Consider the following 21287-nt stretch of genomic DNA (forward strand, 5'->3'; position numbering starts at 1 on the left):
TAATTTCTATGCGTGAATGTCAAATGTGTTAGTTAGTATTATTGAGCTAGGGGTATGTTTTCATCATGTCGATTAAAGACGCTGGTAGTGGCGGTGATGAAGAAAAAGTGCTAAATGATTCAATGTTTCGGTTTGGTAGTTTAGTGCCTATCCTAGCATTGACATTGTTTTTTGCGGCGGTTTTGATTGGACAGTCTAGGCAGTTTTATGGTGCGCTTGGGTCGTTAAAGTATATTTCTATTGTTGTTTTTGCTTTATCTTTGGCTAGATTTAGAGGCGCGACGATACTCGATTTTTTTTCCATATTCGGTCTGGTGTGGTTTTTTGTGTTTTCGGCGTTTTTTACGCTATTTAATTTATTTGGTGCTAGAGATATATTGGTTCTTTTTGGTTACGGGGTGTGTATTCTTTGTTATATTTTCGCGGCAACAGGATCTGAGGATGTTCGAGAAGCTCTCCGAAATTTTCTTTGGTTGTCTAGTGTGGTATTTGTACTGATAAATATTCCGCAGCTAAACGAGTCGGCTGCGTTTAGTTTTTATAAGCAACAATTTTCGGGTGTATTGTCGAACCCCAATATATTTGCCGGTTTGGCAGGTTTTTATTTGGTTTTCCTATTCGAGTCTATTTTTAATATGGGGCGTTCAAAAACATATGTGCTCCAGGTTGTGGTTATACTGTTTTTGCTAGTGTTTTTGTTTGCTGCTTTTAGTCGTGGTGTATTGTTGGCGGTTGTATTTTCGTTATTATTTTCTGTAGTAAAAAAAGGTAGCATTCGGTTAGCGATAGCATTGCTTTTGATTTCGTCTTTGGTGGGTTCCTTCATGGTAGTATTCTCGGTGAATAGTGTTGGTGCTATGGGCTCGCGAGAGCTATTTGAGGATACTGGACGGTACGATATTCTACTTGCGTATATTGATGAGATTTTAAATAGAAAATTTATACTAGGAACGGGAGTTTCTATTGACGGCGGTCGAATTAAGAGTGAGCTTTCCTATTTTGATATCATTTTATTCTCAGGTATTGGTGCTGTTGGTTTCTTTGCCTTTCTTTTTAGATCATTGTATTTCGCTATAATAAGCGGCCGCCAGCGTGATGGTGATTGGGTCGCGGTGTTGTTTGTATATATATTTATTTGTTCGACTTTTGAGGGTTATGCGGCAAATGTCGCTAGCTTGCCTTCTTTGTTTTTATATCTTTTGGCGGGGTTGTTGTATTCGGATTACCTTTGTTCTCTCCGTTTAAAATCGAGGTAGGAAGCTCTTGTTTTATAGTTATAATATAATATTATTTAAAATATTTGTTAATTGTAATGATCTTAATTATACGTTTTTTGGTTTTATCATAGGTGGGTGTTAGTTGTGGTTGCTAAAAAACTAAAGATATTGGTTTTTTCGCAATTCTATCTTCCCGGGTACAAGGGGGGCGGGCCCATAAAAACAATTAAGCAATTGTTTGACTGTGCAGGAGAAACGCTATTATTTAAGCTCGTAACTAGTGATAGAGATCTTGGTGACACTCAACCGTATGCTGATGTACGTACCGCAGTTTGGAATAAGGTAGGCTCTGCTCAGGTATTTTACGCTCAACAAGATCTAATTGGATGGTGGAAGATTGTCAGGATATTTTTTGACGAACGTCATGATATCATTTATCTAAACAGTTTTTTCTCGGTTCGCTTTTCGTTTATCCCGTTATTGTTAGCTAGGTTATTTGGCATAAAGGTTGTTCTAGGGCCTAGAGGGGAATTCTCAGAAGGCGCATTAAGTATAAGTTTGAAGAAGAAGCGCGTTTATATATTACTGTATAAGTTTTTTTGTCTTCATCTTAAAACAGTATTTCAAGCCTCTAGTGATTTTGAGGCAGCGGATATTCGACGAGTCTTAGGGCAAAATGTAGATGTGCAGGTCGCGGAAGATATCGGTGGGATAGATTTTATAGAAGCTATACCTGCTCGGGCCAGCGGTATGCGCCGGGCTGTTTTTTTGTCTAGGGTATCTCCAAAAAAAAATCTGTTAGGGGCGCTGAGTATGCTTCGCGCTGTTCAGAATCCATTGATATATCATATTTATGGTCCAATTGAAGATCTCGACTATTGGGGGCAATGTGAAACTCTAATAAATTCGCTACCTAGCCACATTTTGGTTGAGTATAAAGGTTCGCTAAATCCGCAAGATGTTGTTAATACTATTTCAGAATATGATTTTTTCTTTATGCCAACTCAAGGTGAAAATTACGGGCATGTGATTGCTGAGGCATTGTGCGCGGGGTTACCCTTACTGATTGCCAATACTACGCCATGGCGTGGCCTTCAAGACAAAAAAATTGGTTGGGACTTGGCACTGAGTGATCCTGCTGCATTTAGTGAAGTGATTGACCAGTTGGCGATTATGCCTTTAAGTGAGCTATTGCATATGCGTGAAACAGTGTTGGCGTGGGCAAGCAAGAAGTTCTCGAATCGTGATTCTATTGATGCGAACATAGCTATGTTCCATTATACCTACGGGAAAAAGTAAGGATTATCTAATGCCGTTTAAAAACAAGACCCTTTTAATCACTGGTGGCACAGGGTCATTTGGAAACGCAGTGCTCAAGGGATTCCTGAACTCAGGCATTGCTGAGATTCGCATTTTCAGTCGGGATGAGAAAAAACAAGACGACATGAGGAAGCGGTACGCATCAGATAAACTCAAATTCTACCTAGGTGATGTCCGCGACTACCGAAGCGTACTAAATGCTACGCGCGGTGTTGATTACATATTTCATGCGGCCGCACTAAAGCAAGTACCTTCCTGCGAATTCTATCCAATGGAAGCAGTAAAGACGAATGTGATGGGTACGGACAATGTGTTAGAAGCGGCGATTCAGAACGGTGTAAGTCGGGTGGTCTGTTTAAGTACTGATAAGGCGGTTTACCCCATCAATGCAATGGGTATATCTAAGGCGATGATGGAAAAGGTTATGGTTGCTAAGTCGCGCAACTTAGAAAATAGCGGTACCGTGATTTGTGGTACTCGTTATGGCAATGTTATGGCATCTCGCGGCTCTGTTATTCCCCTCTTTATTGAGCAAATAAGGGCGAAAAAAACAATTACTGTGACCGACCCATATATGACGCGTTTTATGATGACGCTGAAAGATGCGGTTGATTTGGTTTTGTATGCGTTTGAAAATGGTAATAATGGTGATATTTTTGTCCAGAAGGCGCCGGCGGCGACAGTGGAAACTTTGACTAGCGCACTAAAAATCTTGATTAATGAGCCAGATCACCCGGTGGAAATCATTGGCACTCGTCATGGAGAAAAAGCCTTTGAGGCGCTGCTGAGCCGAGAGGAAATGGCGTGCGCTGAAGACCTCGGTACGTACTTTCGTGTACCGCCAGATTTACGTGACCTTAATTATGCAAAGTTTGTAGAGCAAGGTGATGAAAAAATTTCCCGCAGTACAGATTATAACTCCGACAATGCAGAACGCCTAGATGTTGAAGGAATGAAAAAATTACTGCTAAAGTTAGATTTCATGCGCTCAATTCAACGGGGTGAGTACGCGACTCCCGAGGAGTAAGTGCTTTAATGAGTGATATGTAGATGAAAGTTTTGATTACTGGTGCCAACGGCTTTATTGGTAAAAATCTGGTTGCGCATTTTGCGGAGCGTAAGTGCGACGAAGTTGTTGTTTTTACACGGAAAAATAGCGTCTCGGAGTTGCCTAAACTGTTAGGCGATGTTGATTTTATTTTCCACCTAGCAGGGGTTAACCGTCCAATAGAACCCACGGAATTAGTATCTGGAAATGTTAGTCTTACACAGGCTTTGTGTATTGGTGTTGCCGCTTCTGGGCGTAAAATTCCTATCATTTATACATCTTCAACTCAGGCGGGCCAAGATAACGCCTACGGTAATAGCAAGCGCGGGGCAGAAGAAGCTTTGCTGGCTTTATCTAAAGAGTATGGGGTTCCTGTTCATATTTTTCGCCTACCTAATGTTTTCGGGAAGTGGTCTCGGCCGAATTATAACTCAGCTGTAGCGACGTTTTGTCATAATATTGTTCGTGATTTGCCTATACATATAAATGACCCTTCAGCAATTATTACGCTCACCTACATTGATGATATAGTTGAAAGCTTTATCAAAGTCATGGAAGGGGTAATAACAGACAGCCCCTATGTTGAGGTGCACCCGAAATATGAATCTACCGTCGGGCAGTTAGCCGATCAAATACAAGCATTTAAAGATAGTCGTGCAACACTTATTACTGAGCCAGTAGGTACAGGTTTGATTAGAGCATTGTATTCTACTTATGTTAGTTTTTTGCCGCCAGATAACTTTTCGTACCAGGTGCCCCAATACGGCGATTCGCGCGGCGTTTTTGTGGAAATGTTAAAAACAAAAGATGCCGGACAGTTTTCTTACTTTACTGCTCATCCAGGCATTACCCGTGGCGGTCATTACCATCACTCAAAAACAGAAAAATTTTTGGTTATCAAGGGTGACGCGTGTTTTCGTTTTCGTGATATTCAGTCTGGTGTTTTTCATGAGTTACATACCTCTGGAGAGAATCCTCAGATTGTTGAGACAATCCCTGGGTGGTCTCACGACATTACTAATACTGGAAATAGTGAGATGATTGTAATGCTATGGGCGAATGAAGTTTTTGATCGTGAACGCCCAGACACCTTTGCCTGCCCAGTTGGGGTGGCCACTTAATTGAGTAGTAATATGAAGAAGATGCGAGTTGCTACTGTTGTTGGCACGCGCCCAGAAATTATACGCTTATCGCGTGTGATTGCTGCCCTGGATGCTCACTGTGAACATATATTGATCCATACAGGTCAAAATTATGACTATGAGTTGAATCAAATATTTTTTGATGACTTAGGGATTCGGAAACCGGACTTTTTTCTAGAGGCCGCAGGCCGTTCTGGTGCCGAAACTATAGGTAATGTGATAATCAGTGTGGACTTGGTACTTGCCGAGGTTCAGCCTGAAGCACTTCTTATCCTAGGTGATACCAATAGCTGTATGGCGGTGATTGCGGCAAAACGCCGGAAGATTCCTACGTTTCACATGGAAGCTGGGAATCGTTGCTTTGATATGCGCGTGCCGGAAGAGATTAATCGTCGAATTGTTGATCATACGGCTGATATAAATTTAACTTACAGCACAATTGCGCGTGATTATTTGTTGCGAGAGGGGTTGGATCCTGACAGGGTTATTAAAACTGGCAGTCCAATGTTCGAGGTGTTGAACTATTATCGTTTACGTTTTGATGAGTCGAATATTCTACAGCAACTTAGCCTAGATTCGGGTAAATTCTTTTTAGTGAGTGCTCACAGGGAAGAGAATGTCGACTCAGATATCAACTTTCGGGCCTTAGTTGATACCCTTAATGCGCTAGCTGAAACCTACGGTTTCCCCATAATTGTTTCGACACACCCTCGTACTCAGAACAGGATTGATGTGTCGTGTGTCGAGTTTAACCCTTTGGTGAGATTGTTAAAGCCGCTTGGTTTTATCGATTATAATAAGCTCCAGCTTGAAGCTAAGGTAGTACTTTCCGATAGCGGTACGATCAATGAAGAGTCATCTATTTTAAACTTTCCAGCACTGAATCTGCGTCAGGCGCATGAGCGCCCTGAGGCGATGGAGGAGGCGGCTGTAATGATGACCGGCCTAGAAAAAACGCGGGTACTGCAAGCTCTGAATCTGCTGGAGAGTCAGGGGCGAGGTAGTGAGCGTACATTGCGTTTAGTGCCTGACTACAGCATGCCTAATGTGAGTGAGAAGGTAGTGCGTATAATTCATAGTTACACCGATTATGTAAACCGCGTGGTCTGGAAGAAGTACTGATGCTGTTCTCAAGATCGGATTTTGCGATAATAAATCGTAGTTTTTGGCCGATTTATCCGGTAATAGGCGAGGCTTTGTTGCAGCTAGCAGAAGAGTTGGCAAATACGAAAAACGTTTGTGTGATTATGCAAGACCATGTGGGCATAAAGTCTCAGTTGGCGTTGAAAAAGCGTGGGCGTGGCGTCAAATTTTACCCTTGTGTGTCATTTTCGGTATCGAGTAGTAGTGTTTTTAAACGTATTCTTGATGCTGTTTTTTTTATGTTCTGGGTCTTTTTTTGCTTATTAATGACACGGCCCCGAAAAGTGTATGTTTCAACTGACCCACCAGTTTTAGTGCCTTTTATCGTATGTATTTATTGTTTTATTTTTAGGTCATCTTATATATATCACCTGCAGGATATTCATCCAGAAGCAACTAATACAATTTACCCGGTAAATAAGGTTGTTCTGTGTCTGCTAAAAAAAATTGACACAGTTACATTAGGCGCTGCAGACATGTTGATTACTATTACCGGTGAAATGGCCGATCAAATTTGTAATAGAGGTTTGAATGTCAAAAGACCTGTATTGATCAATAATCCTGCTGTTGCATTTGACACTGTGAGTTGGCGAAGCGAAAAAATAGATGGCTTCGCTTTTTGTGGTAATATTGGGCGACTTCAGCGGATCCCGCTTATAGTTGATGCCATCGAAATGTATATTCGAAGTGGTGGTCGGCTTGAGTTTGTTTTTGCTGGTGCTGGTATTTATTCAGCGAAGTTGAGTAAGCTTTCTCAAAAGTATGAAAATGTAAAATACCTTGGCCAAGTTTCTGCCATAGAAGCAGCCCAACTTAATGCGGATTATCGTTGGGCGTTATTGCCGATCGAGGATGAAGTTACACGATATGCATTTCCAAGCAAATCTTCGTCTTATGTTTTTTCTGGTGCTTTAGTTGCTGCAATATGCAGCGAAACTACGAGTGTTGCTAGGTGGGTGATTTCGAATAGGTTGGGTGTTGTTGTGGCGCCAACTGCGGAGCTAATTTGTGACTTTTTTTGGCGCATTGAAAAAAAAGAGTTAAATGAGTCGGGATTTGATATGAATAGGCACGAGCTGAAAGATAAGCTTAAGTTTGAAACTTTTCTTCAGGAACTAAAGTCAGTTATTCTATGAAGATTGTAATGTGAAGAAGAAAATTCTGATTACCGGTGCAAATGGGTTTGTTGGAAGTCATTTGATTTTACGGCTGTCGAAGTTTGAGTACCCCGTTGCCGGGGTGGTAAGAGCTTACCGGGTAAATTCACCCGATTGTATTGTGATCGGCGATATTGATGAAGATACTAAATGGCGTCCTGCACTTGACGGTTGCGATGTGGTTATACATGCCGCGGCCCGAACTCATGTGATGAACGAGGAGTCAGGTGATGTGTTGGGGAGGTTTCGAAAGGTAAATGTGCAGGGAACGATTAATCTTGCGAGGCAAGCTGCGGAAGTAGGTGTTCAGCGGTTTATTTTCATCAGTTCCATAAAGGTAAATGGTGAAAGTACCTCTGTAGGTGACCGCTTCGATGAGGCGTCAACAGCATCACCAATAGATCCATACGGAATCTCTAAGTACGAGGCTGAGCAAGCGTTATTCGAAATCTCTTCTGAAACCGGTATGGAAATCGTTGTTATTCGGCCTCCCCTAATTTATGGCTCTGGCGTTAAGGGAAATTTTGCTATGCTGTCGCGTGTTGTGAGGCGCGGGTTACCCCTTCCGCTAGGCGCCATTCAAAACTCTCGGACAATGGTAGGTATAGATAATCTAGTAAGCCTTATTATTGCTTGCATAGAACATCCGTCTGCCGCTAACCAAATTTTTCTGGCGGGCGATTGTGAAGACCTTTCCACGACTGAATTACTGCGCAGAGTAGCGAAGTCTATGGGGAGGCCATGTCGACTTTTCCCAGTACCGAAGGGCTTTCTAGTTTTTGCCGCTAAGTTGCTAGGGAAGAACGCGGCAGCTCAGCGATTGTTTGGCTCGTTGCAAATAGATATATCTAAGGCTCGCATGTTATTAGAGTGGGAACCAACCGTCTCTGTGGACGAAGGTTTGCGCCGCTGCTTTGTAGGTTCTAGTGACTCGTAATATAGAAGGCTCATTTGTGATTCGATTGTTGGATGTTCTGTTTGCTTCATTTGGCTTGGTCTGTTGCTCTCCCTTGCTGTTGTTCATCTATGTATTGGGTCTATTTGATACAGGTTCGCCTTTATTTCGGCAGGAGCGAGTGGGGCGTCATCTTCAGTCTTTCACTTTAATAAAATTCCGAACGATGAGAGTAGATACTGCGTCTGTAGCAAGTCACTTGGCATCCCAGTCGGCAATTACGCCTTTGGGCAAGTTCTTACGGAAAACAAAAATGGATGAGTTGCCGCAACTGTGGAATGTGTTGGTTGGGGAGATGAGTTTGGTCGGGCCCCGTCCCGGATTATTTAATCAGGAGGAACTCACCGCTGCGCGATCGAAGTTAAATGTGTTTGATGCCCGTCCAGGGATTACTGGTTTAGCACAAATAAGCGGGGTCGACATGTCTACGCCACAACTACTTGCTGAAACTGACCAGCGAATGCTAAAGAATCTCACGTTAACTTGTTATTTTTCCTGCATTTTACAAACAGTGATAGGCCGGGGGGGCGGTGATCGTATTGGATGATCAAGTCAAGGGGGGCTCGTTTTACTCCAATCAATGATAGTGCAGGAATTTTGTGGGCTCTTCGGCCTTGTCCGGGCGAATGCGCTAGTGACTTTGGCAAAGTGTTTAGGAGCGGCTATTTTGTCGCCACAAGTGATTAGTCAGTCCTTACATGTTTTCGTGATATGGCCTGTGCATAAGTGTAATTCCCCATTAAGACACACTTGTCTTAATGGGGGCTTCTCTATACAGATGATTATGTGGAGTCTTGCACAACTGAAATTTCGGAAACTTTCTCAGATGTGCGCTAGTTCTCAAATTCAAAACATAGTATATTAGTCGCAATTGGACTAATTGATTCCGCTCTCGGCAATGGATTGCTGCACTTTTTCTACTTCAAGGTAGCAACAATTATTACAACAATTCAATTGTTGGAGTGAAAAATTGGATAATCCTAAAAATAAGGGCGCAGCAGCATTTCTATTGCGCGCGTTACTTTCTGCCCCCCGCTCGGTCAAATTGTCGTTGGTAGTTTCTCTAGATGCGATTACGCTATTCATGTCAGCGTGGCTTGCATTCTATGTTCGCTTAGGGAACGCTGACGCGCCGCTTGAGCAGTATGGGCCCGCCTGCCTACTTGTCCCTCTCATTGGCGTGATGGTGTTAGCTGCATTTGGCACTTATCGCTCAGTGATTCGTTATTTTTGCGCTGATGATGCGTGGGTGATAGGTAAAGCTCTTAGCTTCTCAGTTATGGCATGGGCCGCGTGTTGTCTGGTTTTGCAGTTCAGCTTGCCTCGCTCCGTCCTGTTGATTCAGTGGTTATTGGCTATTCCGCTTTTAGTGGGTTTGCATTTCGCAATGCGGCTTGCTCTGCGGGAGTTGTCTCCCTTTGGGTATAGAGCTAAACGTAAAAATGCACGTAATGTCATTATTTACGGCGCGGGTACTGCAGGAGTGCAGTTGGTGCAGGCACTCGCAAATGACGCGAACATGCGTGCTGTTGCATTTGTCGACGATAACTTTGCGTTGCAGGGCCGCAAATTAAACGGCTTGATGGTTTACTCTTTCGAGCGCATGGAATACTTGATCAAGGAGCGAGCGGTTGATGATGTTTTGCTCGCGATGTCGGCTATTTCGCCTCAACATAAAAAGTTATTGCTAGAAAAGCTAAGTTTATTTCGGGTTCGGGTGCGTGTATTGCCAGCTTTAGAGGAACTAACTGGTGAGCGTGTAACGCCTGATGATATTAGAGATATCGATATCACCGATTTATTGGGGCGCGAAGTCGTAGCGCCAAATGAATCACTCCTCGGCGCTAATATCGTAAACAAAGTTGTGATGATCACGGGTGCGGGTGGGTCTATTGGTAGTGAGCTCTGCCGTCAAATTTTCAGTCAAATGCCAGCTACTATTGTTTTGTTTGAGCTGTCGGAATACAACCTATATAGCATTGAGCGTGAGCTTATAGCTAGTAGAGTAGAAAAGTGTGAGTTTATTCAAATCATCCCTATACTGGGCAGCGTTCAGGACCGAGAGCACCTAACGCAAGTCATGAAGTCATATTCGGTAAATACCGTCTTCCATGCTGCTGCGTATAAACATGTTCCAATGGTAGAGCACAATATGGTGTCTGGCTTACGGAATAATGTATTTGGCACCTTATATGCGGCCCAGGCTAGCGTAGCTAGCGGTGTTGAAAATTTCGTTTTAGTGTCGACGGATAAGGCTGTACGTCCTACCAATGTAATGGGGGCAAGTAAGCGGTTTGCTGAAATGATTTTACAGGGGCTCGCTGATCGGGATTCGGATTCGCGTACCTGCTTTACTATAGTTCGATTTGGTAATGTGCTTGGGTCGTCAGGATCTGTGGTTCCGCTATTCAGGGAGCAGATAGAAAAAGGTGGCCCCGTTACTATTACTCATCCAGACGTTACGCGTTATTTTATGACGATTCCCGAGGCTGCTAATTTGGTGCTACAAGCGGGATCGATGGGGCGAAGCGGTGACGTCTTTGTATTGGACATGGGCTCGCCTGTACGTATTTTGGACCTGGCATTGCAAATGATTAAGCTTGCGGGCTATTCGATTTACAATGAGGTGGATGGTTCGGGGAATATCGAGGTGGTTTTTTCTGGCTTAAGACCTGGTGAAAAGCTTTATGAGGAGCTCCTAATTGGTGATGGAGTCACGAGCACGGAGCACCCGATGATTATGAGCGCGAGCGAACGCCATTTAAGTTGGGATGAGCTGGAGAATGCCCTTTGGCAAATGGAAATTCTGTTGCGTAGCGGTGATGCGGCGAAGTTGCGGGAGCTATTAAAGCAGTGTGTAACGGACTACGAGCCCCAAGGTGATATTGTGGATTTACTGCTTGGGGATATTGGTGATCCGGATGCGAGTGCAACTATGCCGTTGAGCCAGCTTAACTATATTGGTGCCGCTTAATAGGTGGAGGTATCTTTTTAGCTTGCGTTTGAATTACGGCCGCTTAGTTTGTGCGAGTATGGAACCTAGCAAGTAGTCCCGAGGTAGATAATATAATTACCGTTGCCGCGTTTGCCGGAATCTGCAGGTTAAAGTCTGCCATTGAGTGTATAGCTATCGCAGTGAGGCCCATCACGCAGGCGAATCCAATTCCACTTCGGTAGGTTGAGCCGGGCAGGCACAGCGCCTTAGTTCCATTGTAGAAAGTGTACAAGACGAAGAAAATAAGTGCTGTCGAGCCAGGTATACCGTACTCGATTGCAAATTGAATAAAATCGTTGTGGGCGTGCTCAAAATGGTGAGTGATATCTGGTCCGGCAACCGATGAAAATATCACTTCAAAGCTGCCTGCTCCGCTACCGATTAAGGCATGCTGCTTTAATAGAATAATTGAATAGTCTAATACCTCATCTCTATTAACATTCTGTTTGATAAGTACCTCGCCACCTACGACTTTGTCATCGATCTGAGTGTTCACTATTCTTTGCTGTAGCTCGTCGAGGCCAAAATATTGTGACACGATGAGTAAGTCAATGATCAATAAGCTTGCAAGAATAATCGCTAATTTGAAGCGATATTTTGGGTTTGCGAGGGCCAAAATAGCGCCTGTTATAAGCATTGATGAAACAAAGGCGATGTTGCCCATCCTAGAGCGCGTCAGGACGAGTCCTATGACCATAATGGCAAGCGCAATACGAATGAGTGCTTTGGGGCCTGTTAGCCACGTTATTATTGATTGAAGTGAAAGTGTGCGGTGGTCGCGAAGAGCGAGGAGTAAGCCGATACCACAGGCCGCGGAAATCTCCAAGTGGCCGGCAAGATGGTTGCGGTTCACAAATGTTCCTGTAGCAAGGCCGTGCATGTATTCTTTTATCCCGAAAAAACCCCACTCTAAGCCAGATAACACCATGGTGGAGCCATAAAATGCTTGAAAAGTGCCGCTGAGAATGACTGCGCCTAGTAGTAAATTGATTGATCTACGTGTAGTAAATAAATCGAGCACCAGCATAAAAAGAAGTGTGTACGCTGAGCCCATAAGCAAATGATTAAACGTTTCACTTGGAGCGAGGCTCCAACCAGCAAAATATTGTACCGCCACTACGAATTGCACTAACACTAGAGCGATTATTGCTGGCTTGGCTTTTATGAATGCCATAGAGTTTTCTGTTGGACGTGTATATTTGCGAATTGCCCATATAAAGCCTATTGCTGAAATAATCGTGATTGCTAGGCCGTTTGACCAAGGCCTATTGCTGCCTAAGGGCAGCGGAAGCCAGATCAGGAGGCAGCAGATAGCGATTTGTAAGTCTTGCTGGGATTTTCGGCGAGAGCTGATTTGGGAGTCCACGTATTGACCTAAATTTTGTTAGGCATTTAATTGTAGGGGTTATAATTAGTCATTGAAGCAAAAATATAGCCACATTGTAAATGGCATGTACAGTTGGCAGGTGCGTATTTTCGTAAATATGAACACTTTCCCCCGTCCTTTTTGGAGGCACCGCTGTTTACCGCGAAGTATTAGCAGTGGGTCAAGGCCATGATGGATTTTACGTGTGGATTCGCTCTTTAGTTGCAACTTTGTCGCGTGATGGAGCAGACGATCGAGAATGACGGCGGTTCGCCGATGATCCCGTGCCGGTGAACCCTCAATTGCAGAGATTGCGATGATGGCGTATCCAGTCAAACTATACCAGTTTCGCTAATGTGCCTTTGTGTAAACCGCGCGCGCTCTGTAATCAATGTCGTTGGGGTGGTAGGCATTAAGTATCAATTTCGCCTTAAGCGTCCGGCAAACGGTAAATGGATAATTTTTTTTATTTTATTATTAAATTATAGCTTATTCTTATTTATTTTATATTCACCGATCGTGCAGCTACGATCGGCGATGGTAAATTTTAAGTTGTAGTGTGAATTTAAAAATTTAATAAATCTAATTCAGGCTTAGCGGCGGAATGTTTATGCCTGCATTCGCATTTAGAGGTAGCTCAGTAATTGAGGAATGTTGCTTTTTTATTGTAAGCGAATAAATGTAAAGTCAATTGATCTTTAGAGGCAGAGTCGCAATAGATAATTTTTGTTTCGGATTTTTCGGTGGCAAGGCTACGTGAGAATAGTAAATTTAAGTCGGGTAATAAAATCGCGGTGTTTTATTTAGCTTATAATTATTTATAAATGAGTTTTAGTTGGCTCAAGTTTAATGTGTCAATTATCAAATTATTTTAATTTTTTGTAAATGGGGCAGGCCACAAGTTGATGCTTAGCTAATGTTAAAATGTATAATTTATTTTAAATCTGATATGTGCATTAATAGTGTATTGGCAATACTGATGACAGTTATTAAACTTAAGGCCAGTAGGCAGTCGGTAGTAGTCTTTTACTGCAGTGCCTGAATCTGATATGGCGTGACCGATCGTCAATTATTTATGATCGAAAACATGCCATACCCGAATAACATCAACTTAATTTCATTGACTGTGTGTTTGGTCTGCGGCCCGTCTAGCAGTAAGATCTCTAATTTATCTGCTTGGTCGCTTTGTTGAGCGACACCGATAGATAGTGGGCGGAGTGCTTCCGCCCAGTTCTGAAGACTGTCGTCTACTTTTCTAATGTAAATTTTTCCCCTGCGGCGCCAAGATATCATTGCAGCAATTTGGATAACCTGTATTTTTGTTGCTGGTGCAATATTGCAATGTAAATGCTGGATGGCGCGATCAACCCATGGGCTCGGAAATCGCTTGTGCCCCTTTCTGGCTCTTGTTGTTAAGCGTTGATTTTTAGATAAATCTTCTAGGTCCTGTTGTGCAATGTGATCTTGGATGCAACGCCATTTAACCATCTCGGCCCAGCGATTGTTCGTTTCTAATAATGATATTACTGTTTCAATATTAAGGTTCAATCCAGTCGCGGCTTTTAAAGGGGATTCGCCGCGTGCGTAGCGAGTTAACCATAGTAATATGGTCTTCAGGCTGAGAACTTTTGATTGATATTTAAACTGGTTGGGTAGCGGTATAGATTTTATAGGCCATTGCTTAATTTTGTATTTTTCCCCTCTAAGTAATCGGGTATATCTAGCGGCTAAAGGAAGCTGTCTTTGTTTTGCGCGGGTCCGATGTTGACGTTGCAAGTCAATCTCTTCGTTAAAGAGGTTGGCGAGCAACCTATTACTGAGTGATTCGACAGAATTTATTTGCCGGCAGGATAGAGTAAAAAATGTTGCATGGCTGTAATGGGATAACGTAGTTCTTGGGCTGGCGTGACCTAGATCAGCAGATGCTCTAGTTATCAAACGAATTTTTTGGATGGGGTCGTCAGAGGCGAGTCCTGTTTGCATTTCTTTCGTTGCCTTACTGTGCCGAAAGTGGTGAATCCTGAAGGAAGTACTTCCCGTCGCTATTTGTCCAGAAGCTGTAATGATGTTTAGACCTAATGCTTTAGCTCCGTCGCTGGTGTTTAGACCGGAGAACAAGTGACGTCCTTTTTCTAGATTAATTTGAATTGGGCTGGGCAGTGGTATAGTCCGATGGCTGGCCTTCGATTTTATTGTATGGTCCTTGTGCGGACGGATGATGATATAGGTCGCTAAGGGGTCGTTGATAACATCCTTCGTTCGCAAATTAGCCGCTTCATTTCGCCTGACTCCGCCGTTGGCGTAAATGGGGTGTATGGCGCAGGTGTCACGAATGGCCGGAGAGTACGAAGAATTGAATTCTGTGTTGACCTGCCAGTCAGCGATCGCTTGCCTAGAAAGGACAATTTCCCTGTCTGTGATTATGTAAGCTTCGATGTTGCTTTGGGCGTTACCTACAGTTGGGAGGCTGATAGGCGGGAGTTCGTATAGTTGGCTCATCTCTGACCAGAATCGATTAAAGCGATTGATCTCCGCTTCTTGTATCGATTTTGTGTCAGACAAAGCGCTTTCTATCTGTTCTGTTGCCTCGTCCGACTCTAGGCTATTTATGTCGTAACCAGCAAAAGCGCTTGATAGTACTCGCCACACGATTTTTATGTACTTTCCTACTGTCGCGTAAGTTAGTTCATTGCCCGTCTTATGGTTGGCCCCGGCTTTTAATAGCTCTAATGACCAGGCTGTAATCATTGTCATTAGACCTGATAATTTACGATTTGCACTCCAGTGTTTGATCGCCACAGAGGCGCTGCGTAGTCGTTCCGGGTTATCACCTACCGCAGATTTTGGCGGGTTGGTCGTAAGTTGCCATAGCTTTTTAAACAGCTCTGCGTCTTGGCTTGGAGTCGACTCGTTACGAGGGAGCGATTCATGTAATTCTAAAGAGCTTTCGATCGGTAGCGGTTTTCCGGTGAAACCAATGTCGTTGGTGTTGTATTGGCGAAGTCGCTCTACTGGGAGTTCCTTGCTTGGCAGGGACCCATTGATTAAATCTGTTGCGATCCCTGAGTGTACGATTGATCTAGCAAATTTTACGGTAGCATTAAGCGAGTCTACGTTGGCGCCTTTGCCAAGTATTTTCTGTAGGGATACATTAGTTTTTACGCTGTTAAAAGGTCGGTTTAAGTAGGCGGCAACAAATACAAAAGGGATGCCCGCAATAGTCCGCGCCTCAGCATGGGGGGGTGATAAGTCGATTAATATGTACGGTTCGTCTTTGATGATAATTGATGATTCGGCGGCCTCCATCCATTTAAGTGACTCGTCCCAAGTCTTGCAGTCCGCCCACAGCACCAACGCGCAGCGAGCTAGTATGAATAGGGAGCTAGCGTCTGCCGTTTCGGCGTAATCAAGTAGCTGAGTACGGTAGTGGATCAATTGGTCCGCTGCCCTCATATGAGCGCGGGTGATATTAAGTGGTGGGCGGATATCCCAAACCACGGGCGCTGGAAGCTCGACTTTCCAATTGTGTCGTTTTTTGTGCCGTTGTAGCCTGCCTCGTAGTGCTCGACAGAGTACATGTACGGCTATAATGTCATCGTCGCAGTCTCCAATTAAATTGTCTCGAATCTCGAGAGCTGTATTTCGATCTATAGACACATTTTCTGGTGCATGCACTCGCGCATAGTTAGGAACATACTCTGATATAGCGTTATCGATTCGCTCAGGCCGTGAGATTTTACGCGTTGTACTTGTTAGCTGGCTTTTAATCCGCTCTCTTAGTCGTTCCTTGTCGCTGATCATTTCCTGTTCATGCAGTGCATGAAAGTCGCGACTGCCTTTTATGTCGCGCTCAACGCCTTTCCTTGGGGGGACTTTTAGTGTGTACCCTGCAGCAGTCATCCAAGTGTCAAGATAGGGGCGCAGGGTGTCCGCTAGTTCCTGGGGTGAAATCAGGCCATTGCTGCCGAAGATAAATGATTGGAAATTGTGGCCTAAGTGGGCTTCAACCAATAAGGCTGGGGCGCCGAAATCACGAAGTTTGCATGATTGTAGATGGCGTGGAATCCGAACAGGGATGTCAGGGAGCAGTTCGTTGAAAATACTTGAAATTGATATTGGGCTAGTTTGGCTATCCTCTATTAGGAAGAGCAGCGGTCGAGTTCCTTTTAAAGCGCCATCTGCTGCTTCGTACGCGGACTTATCATTGGATTGAGTTATTAGCTTTTTTAGCCAGGCTAAATAAAATGCTACCAGTTCGCGGGTGATTGTCGGCATGACAGCAATCCGGCGGAAAATACTCGAATCCGATGGTTTGTCTCTGTACATGATGATACCGAACGCGAGGCAGATATCATTTATCGTCAGCTCACAAAACTCCGCGGTCCCCCGATGGGCGGAACCGACCGCAAGGGTGTGAGATACGACTTTGGTTAGCAAGTTGTGATAGGTTACTAGGTCTAGTGGATTTTTATTTCTTAGTAGCCATTGGAAGGAATCTGTCACCCAAGTTGTGGCAGGTCGAAAGATCTCCAGAGGTAGTGCAGAAATTGGAGCGCCTACAAGTCTGTCTGTTCCCATGGGTTGTGCAGGCAGCAGATCACCATATAAGTCCTGGAGCGTTGCATTAAATTCGCTTTGAAGCTCTTTCTCGCTCCAATGTAAGTAGTGCAGCGCAGCTAGACTGCTATCCAAACCTTCACAAAATGTTAGTTGTGTAAGCGGGAGGTCCATTTTGCGCTGAAAGTGCGCTTGGACAACTGACCCTCGAAGTCGTGTTTGTGTAAAACGGCCAGTTTCATGGTTGCGGATGTGCGTTTTGATTCGATCTCGCTCTTCTAGAAGGGCATTGAGTTCGTCGCTATCATTTCGACATTTGCGTAGATAATCCCAAGCTTTGTCGCTGCCTTTAATGGGCGGCAGCGCCACACTTAGCTGAATGACGGCAGCTGGGCTCTCATTTATTATTCCTGCAGGCAATTCTGCAAACTTATCTTCTGCTAAAGTGTGGTGGTAGGTGATCGTGTAAGTATCACCTGAGCGAGATAGCTTAAAGATTCCGGAGGGATAATCGGCGTCCTCACCGCTGCAAGCGAGTGCTAATTCTTTATAGTTCCGTCCAAAAGTTGCATTCAATAGCCATAAAATCAGCGCTGCGGTGGTTAGATGACTGCTATTTAGTGGTTGGTAATTTATCAGGGCCGCCAGACTTTTGCGGCTCTCGACCACAGTGAACGCCTCACTACTCCTGCCTGCATATAGATTAGTAGTGCGAAGATTGTGGCCTTTCCTTCCTTGAGCTTTAGTTGCGTTTTCGTCGCCAACGTTCTCATCAGATTGGCCGCTGAGCATCGCGCCATCTACGCCGCTATGGGCTTCGTCCGGATCGCGATTATTTGATTGGTATTCATCACGTGTATACCGCGATTCTGGTGAATTATCAAAATCGTCATCTAGGTCTTTGGCGCGCTCTTTCCTTTGGCGCTTGATCTGGTTTGTATGCTTTTTTCGGCGCTTTACTCGGTCACTAGGTGCCCCTAGGGAGTTTTTTTGAGATTCTAGCGATAGCAGTACATCTAATAGTATTTCAGTTGCTTTAATAAGCGCTTTTCTTAGTTGGTTGATTTCCGAGGTTTTGGAGGTATTTGGCTTACTTTTAGTCTTAACGAGATCTTTCAATTTCGCGGCGGATTCGCCAAGGGCGTCGGGTTTCAGCCACTTGGGTATCAGCGACGATGTGCCGGTGAGGGCTTCGCTCTCTAGATTTGCGATGCCTATACACTGCTTGCTCAGCTCGACAATGTCGCTCTTATTCGTGGCGGTAGTACCGCAGTAGGCGAGAAGTATCGCTAAGTGTAGGAAGTGGGGGATATTGGGTTTCGATGTTGGATCAATATTTATCGCGAGTGCACTGTAAATCGGTGAGTGTATGCTTAGTTTCTTATAAATCTTTGCCCTTGTTTGCTTAGTTTTAGCGGTTTCCTGTTGCTCAATTATCTTTTCGTACTGCTCTTTAGTTGTTAGGCCTTTCAGTTCGCCTAGTACGGATGCGATGTTCGTAGCGACCAAGTCACCTCGCGGGGCACCAGAATCCGTGGCATTACGTGGTAGGTCGAAAAGTAAAAATGACTGCTTAGTGGCGATAAGATCGTCCTCAGCGGCACATATAAAGTGGTATTTCAAACTTGTAAAGCGTGACAGTTTTAGCGTAGTCTATTTTGGGAGGTCGTCAAGATCGTTCAAATTGACACGATTTTAGATATTGAGTAATTGAGATTAAATTACTTTAAATACAATGATTTACTGTTTTTATTGAGCAAATTTTTATATTTAAAGTAAGTTTTTGTCGGTTAAGGTATAGCTATATAGTGCAGATACTTTTAGCTACGAACCAGGCGGATAAAAAAACCTAGACCTTTGGTCTGGGTTTTTTTATGCCTGAAATTTGGCTGTGCCCAAATCGTGGGCTCTACCCAATAAACGGGGGATGGCACTCATTAAACCCTATTTATAATCCCGTCCCACCCGCAGTGGACCAGCACTCGTAATCGATAATTCTCAAAGTTCCTAAAACGATACGCTATCTAGGTTGCACCACCGGACTTCATTGGTGCTTGTGACGAGTTGATAGTCGGATACTTCCATTACAATCAATGCGCACTCTGGCGATGAAAAAAATTCCTCAAACTCAGGGTGGCGCTGGATGTGCGACTTGAGCATGGATTGAGCGGAGTTGATAGGAGCAGCAAAAACATTCCCGTGTGCGGTGACAATAAGGCCCGCACGTTGTTGTTCGAAAGGCTCAATCCCGCTGCCAATAAGTAACGCGGCACGACCGTCCTTAATCAGGCTTTCATACTTCCGAGTCTTGCGGTAGGTCGCAAATACCAAGCGCTTTATGTCATCCACGGGAGTAAATGCCATCAAACTCGCATGAGGCTGACCATCCGACTGCGTTGCAAGTACCGCAAGCTTTCTCCCAGCAAGATGGGCTCTGATTTCTTCGCAGACCGTCATTGTGTCGGGCTCCGGCAGGTCACTCATGCTGAGTTGAACCCGCCACAGGCACTAGAACCTCGTTGCGCCGAAGAAACCAGGGCATGAAAGGTGGGTTGTACCTTGCCCAAATAGGTTCACCAGACACACTAAGGCCGCTTTTCGTAATCCAGTCCAGCAACTTTTCCAAGTTACGACGATAGCTTTTTTCGCTCCAAAAGCCCGAATATCGTACTGCTGCGATGTGACGTGCTGGAACCTCGCGAATATACACATTCGGGTCTTGCGGCTCTGGCGTACCTTCCAGGGTGAATGTCGCGGGCATCATGAAATTGACAACCCATTTCCCATCTATTTTTTGCTGCCCTACCGGCGAAGTCATTGCAATCTCCTCATTCCTTGATTCCTGTCCAACAGGCGATGTCATCGCGACTTTCTGCTGTTGCTTGTTGTTGCCAGAAATATATTTAAATAACCGACCAAAAGCCTCGTTTCCGGCACCGTCGAAGTCACCATTTACTGTTGTTTCAGCGAGAATATGCGGATCGTATCTTCGTAATTCGAATCGGCCTTCTTCACGAATTACAGTGTATTTTGCTTCCTCCACGGCCATAGCATTTCCTGTCAAAAGCAATACGACAATTGTGATCCAACTCAATCGACCTGTCTGAAACATTCTGGAAATATCCCTTTTAAACTGAACATCGCTGGACCACAGCTCAAATTCGCGAGCTTTACCAACACGCTGACCTGACATGATGACATTGGTCTTGCCGCCCAACGACTTAGCGTTTATCTGCCGTGCGCAATGAAGGCCGAACACCGCAAGCGACGTTTTTATAAGTTAACAAACCTCAGTCATTTCGAATTGAAAATCATTGTGTCGGCGGTTTGGTTAAAATTGCAATACAATTAAACGCTCTATTGTGACAGAGCGGGCGGAGTAACTGGCGTCCACCATACGACATGATAGCTGTTATTGATTAACACTAAGCATGTTGCTAACAGTCTGTCTATTTAGTTATCTGTAGTGTAGCGTCCAGCAACGCCGGTTATTCGTCTGAGCAGCCATTTAGGTATTGCTCGGCCAGCGAGTATTGCCGCTAAGTTCATTGCGCCGGGCACCACAATCACCTCGCCTTTCATGCATGCTTTGTAGCCATCAGCAGCTACATCGTCCACATCCCCAATCAAAAAATCAGGAATATTCAGGCCGCCGCTATTTTCTTGTGCCGTACTAACCATGTTGGTGGCCGTAATGCCCGGGCACAGCGCTGTAATGCTTACACCACTGCCCTTAAGTTCTTCAGCCAAGGACTCGGTCAACGATAGCACAAAGGCCTTGCTTGCTGCGTATATAGCCAAGCTGGGTATTGGCTGAAATGAAGCAATAGATGCCACATTAAGAACCCGTCCGCTACCACGCTCTACCATGGCAGGTAAAAAATAATCTAACATTTCAGTTAGGCCGCTAATATTTAAATCTAGCATGCGCCGGTGAGCCTGGGTGCCAATATCAATAAACCTACCGTGCTCTAACACGCCGGCATTATTCACTAATATATCAACTTCGATATCTTGCCGAGCGAAGCTTGCAGCTAATTTTTTAGCCGCACCGGGTCGGGATAAATCTGCCGGCTCGACCCAAACTGTAATTTTGTGCTCTGCTTGTAGTTGTTTTGCCAGTTTTTCAAGTTTTGCTTGCGAGCGCGCTACCAGTACCAAATTGCTGCCGCCCCGCGCGAACAATGCGGCTAGCGACTTGCCAATACCAGAAGAAGCGCCAGTAATAAGGGTCGTCTCCATTTTTTGCTCCATGTGGGGGCGAGGCTAGGAATCTAGTTCTACGAGAGATTGCCACAACATACTCTTCTAGTACTCGCATGTGCGTCCATATTGATATGACTAAACGTCGAGTCCGGTATTGATGCTTATATTAGTCTTACATCGC

Annotated in this window: 14 protein-coding genes; 9 read left to right on the plus strand and 5 right to left on the minus strand. The window is 44.5% G+C overall.

The window, feature by feature from the left end; translation table 11 throughout:
* Positions 1–65: 65 nt before the first annotated feature.
* The 9 genes from ABYT30_RS02010 to ABYT30_RS02050 all read left to right on the plus strand — a co-directional run bounded on the left by ABYT30_RS02010 (position 66) and on the right by ABYT30_RS02050 (position 10956).
* A complete protein-coding gene (locus tag ABYT30_RS02010; RefSeq protein WP_373095025.1) occupies positions 66–1256 on the plus strand; it encodes a hypothetical protein in 1191 nt (396 codons plus the stop codon).
* Positions 1257–1361: 105 nt separating this feature from the next.
* Positions 1362–2516 carry a glycosyltransferase gene (locus ABYT30_RS02015; protein ID WP_373095027.1) on the plus strand — a complete coding sequence of 385 codons (1155 nt, stop codon included), beginning with the start codon at positions 1362–1364 and terminating at the stop codon, positions 2514–2516.
* 10 nt (positions 2517–2526) lie between these two features.
* Positions 2527–3564, plus strand: a complete 1038-nt coding sequence (locus ABYT30_RS02020; RefSeq protein WP_373095030.1) for a polysaccharide biosynthesis protein — start codon at positions 2527–2529, stop codon at positions 3562–3564.
* A 23-nt stretch (positions 3565–3587) separates the two neighbouring features.
* Positions 3588–4706: an NAD-dependent epimerase/dehydratase family protein gene (locus ABYT30_RS02025; protein ID WP_373095033.1), complete on the plus strand. Its 1119-nt coding sequence runs from the start codon at positions 3588–3590 to the stop codon at positions 4704–4706.
* A gap of 12 nt (positions 4707–4718) precedes the next feature.
* Complete coding sequence (gene wecB / locus ABYT30_RS02030) at positions 4719–5849, plus strand: non-hydrolyzing UDP-N-acetylglucosamine 2-epimerase (protein WP_373095036.1); 1131 nt, start codon at positions 4719–4721, stop codon at positions 5847–5849.
* On the plus strand, positions 5849–7006 hold the full coding sequence (locus ABYT30_RS02035) for a hypothetical protein (RefSeq protein WP_373095038.1): 1158 nt from the start codon (positions 5849–5851) through the stop codon (positions 7004–7006). Before wecB ends, ABYT30_RS02035 begins: the two co-directional genes overlap by 1 nt.
* Positions 7007–7016: 10 nt before the next feature.
* A complete protein-coding gene (locus ABYT30_RS02040) occupies positions 7017–7964 on the plus strand; it encodes a UDP-glucose 4-epimerase family protein (protein ID WP_373095040.1) in 948 nt (315 codons plus the stop codon).
* A gap of 16 nt (positions 7965–7980) precedes the next feature.
* A complete protein-coding gene (locus ABYT30_RS02045) occupies positions 7981–8529 on the plus strand; it encodes a sugar transferase (RefSeq protein ID WP_373095059.1) in 549 nt (182 codons plus the stop codon).
* 423 nt (positions 8530–8952) lie between these two features.
* Positions 8953–10956: a polysaccharide biosynthesis protein gene (locus ABYT30_RS02050; protein WP_373095043.1), complete on the plus strand. Its 2004-nt coding sequence runs from the start codon at positions 8953–8955 to the stop codon at positions 10954–10956.
* 43 nt (positions 10957–10999) lie between these two features.
* Here the strand turns inward: ABYT30_RS02050 and ABYT30_RS02055 are convergent, their stop codons facing one another.
* The 5 genes from ABYT30_RS02055 to ABYT30_RS02075 form a co-directional block, all read right to left on the minus strand.
* Positions 11000–12151: an O-antigen ligase family protein gene (locus ABYT30_RS02055; protein ID WP_373095046.1), complete on the minus strand. Its 1152-nt coding sequence runs from the start codon at positions 12149–12151 to the stop codon at positions 11000–11002.
* A gap of 1257 nt (positions 12152–13408) precedes the next feature.
* Positions 13409–18523, minus strand: a complete 5115-nt coding sequence (locus ABYT30_RS02060) for a hypothetical protein (protein ID WP_373095049.1) — start codon at positions 18521–18523, stop codon at positions 13409–13411.
* A 384-nt stretch (positions 18524–18907) separates the two neighbouring features.
* Positions 18908–19384, minus strand: a complete 477-nt coding sequence (locus ABYT30_RS02065) for a pyridoxamine 5'-phosphate oxidase family protein (RefSeq protein ID WP_373081396.1) — start codon at positions 19382–19384, stop codon at positions 18908–18910.
* Positions 19377–20093 carry a heme-binding protein gene (locus ABYT30_RS02070; protein WP_373081395.1) on the minus strand — a complete coding sequence of 239 codons (717 nt, stop codon included), beginning with the start codon at positions 20091–20093 and terminating at the stop codon, positions 19377–19379. The genes ABYT30_RS02065 and ABYT30_RS02070 overlap by 8 nt, the downstream gene beginning before the upstream one ends.
* A 260-nt stretch (positions 20094–20353) precedes the next feature.
* The gene (locus ABYT30_RS02075) at positions 20354–21142 is read right to left on the minus strand and encodes an SDR family NAD(P)-dependent oxidoreductase (RefSeq protein ID WP_373081394.1); all 789 of its coding nucleotides are present in this window, start codon (positions 21140–21142) and stop codon (positions 20354–20356) included.
* Between the last annotated feature and the right edge of the window lie 145 nt (positions 21143–21287).

The sequence above is a fragment of the Zhongshania sp. genome, assembly GCF_041623545.1.
Classification (GTDB): domain Bacteria; phylum Pseudomonadota; class Gammaproteobacteria; order Pseudomonadales; family Spongiibacteraceae; genus Spongiibacter.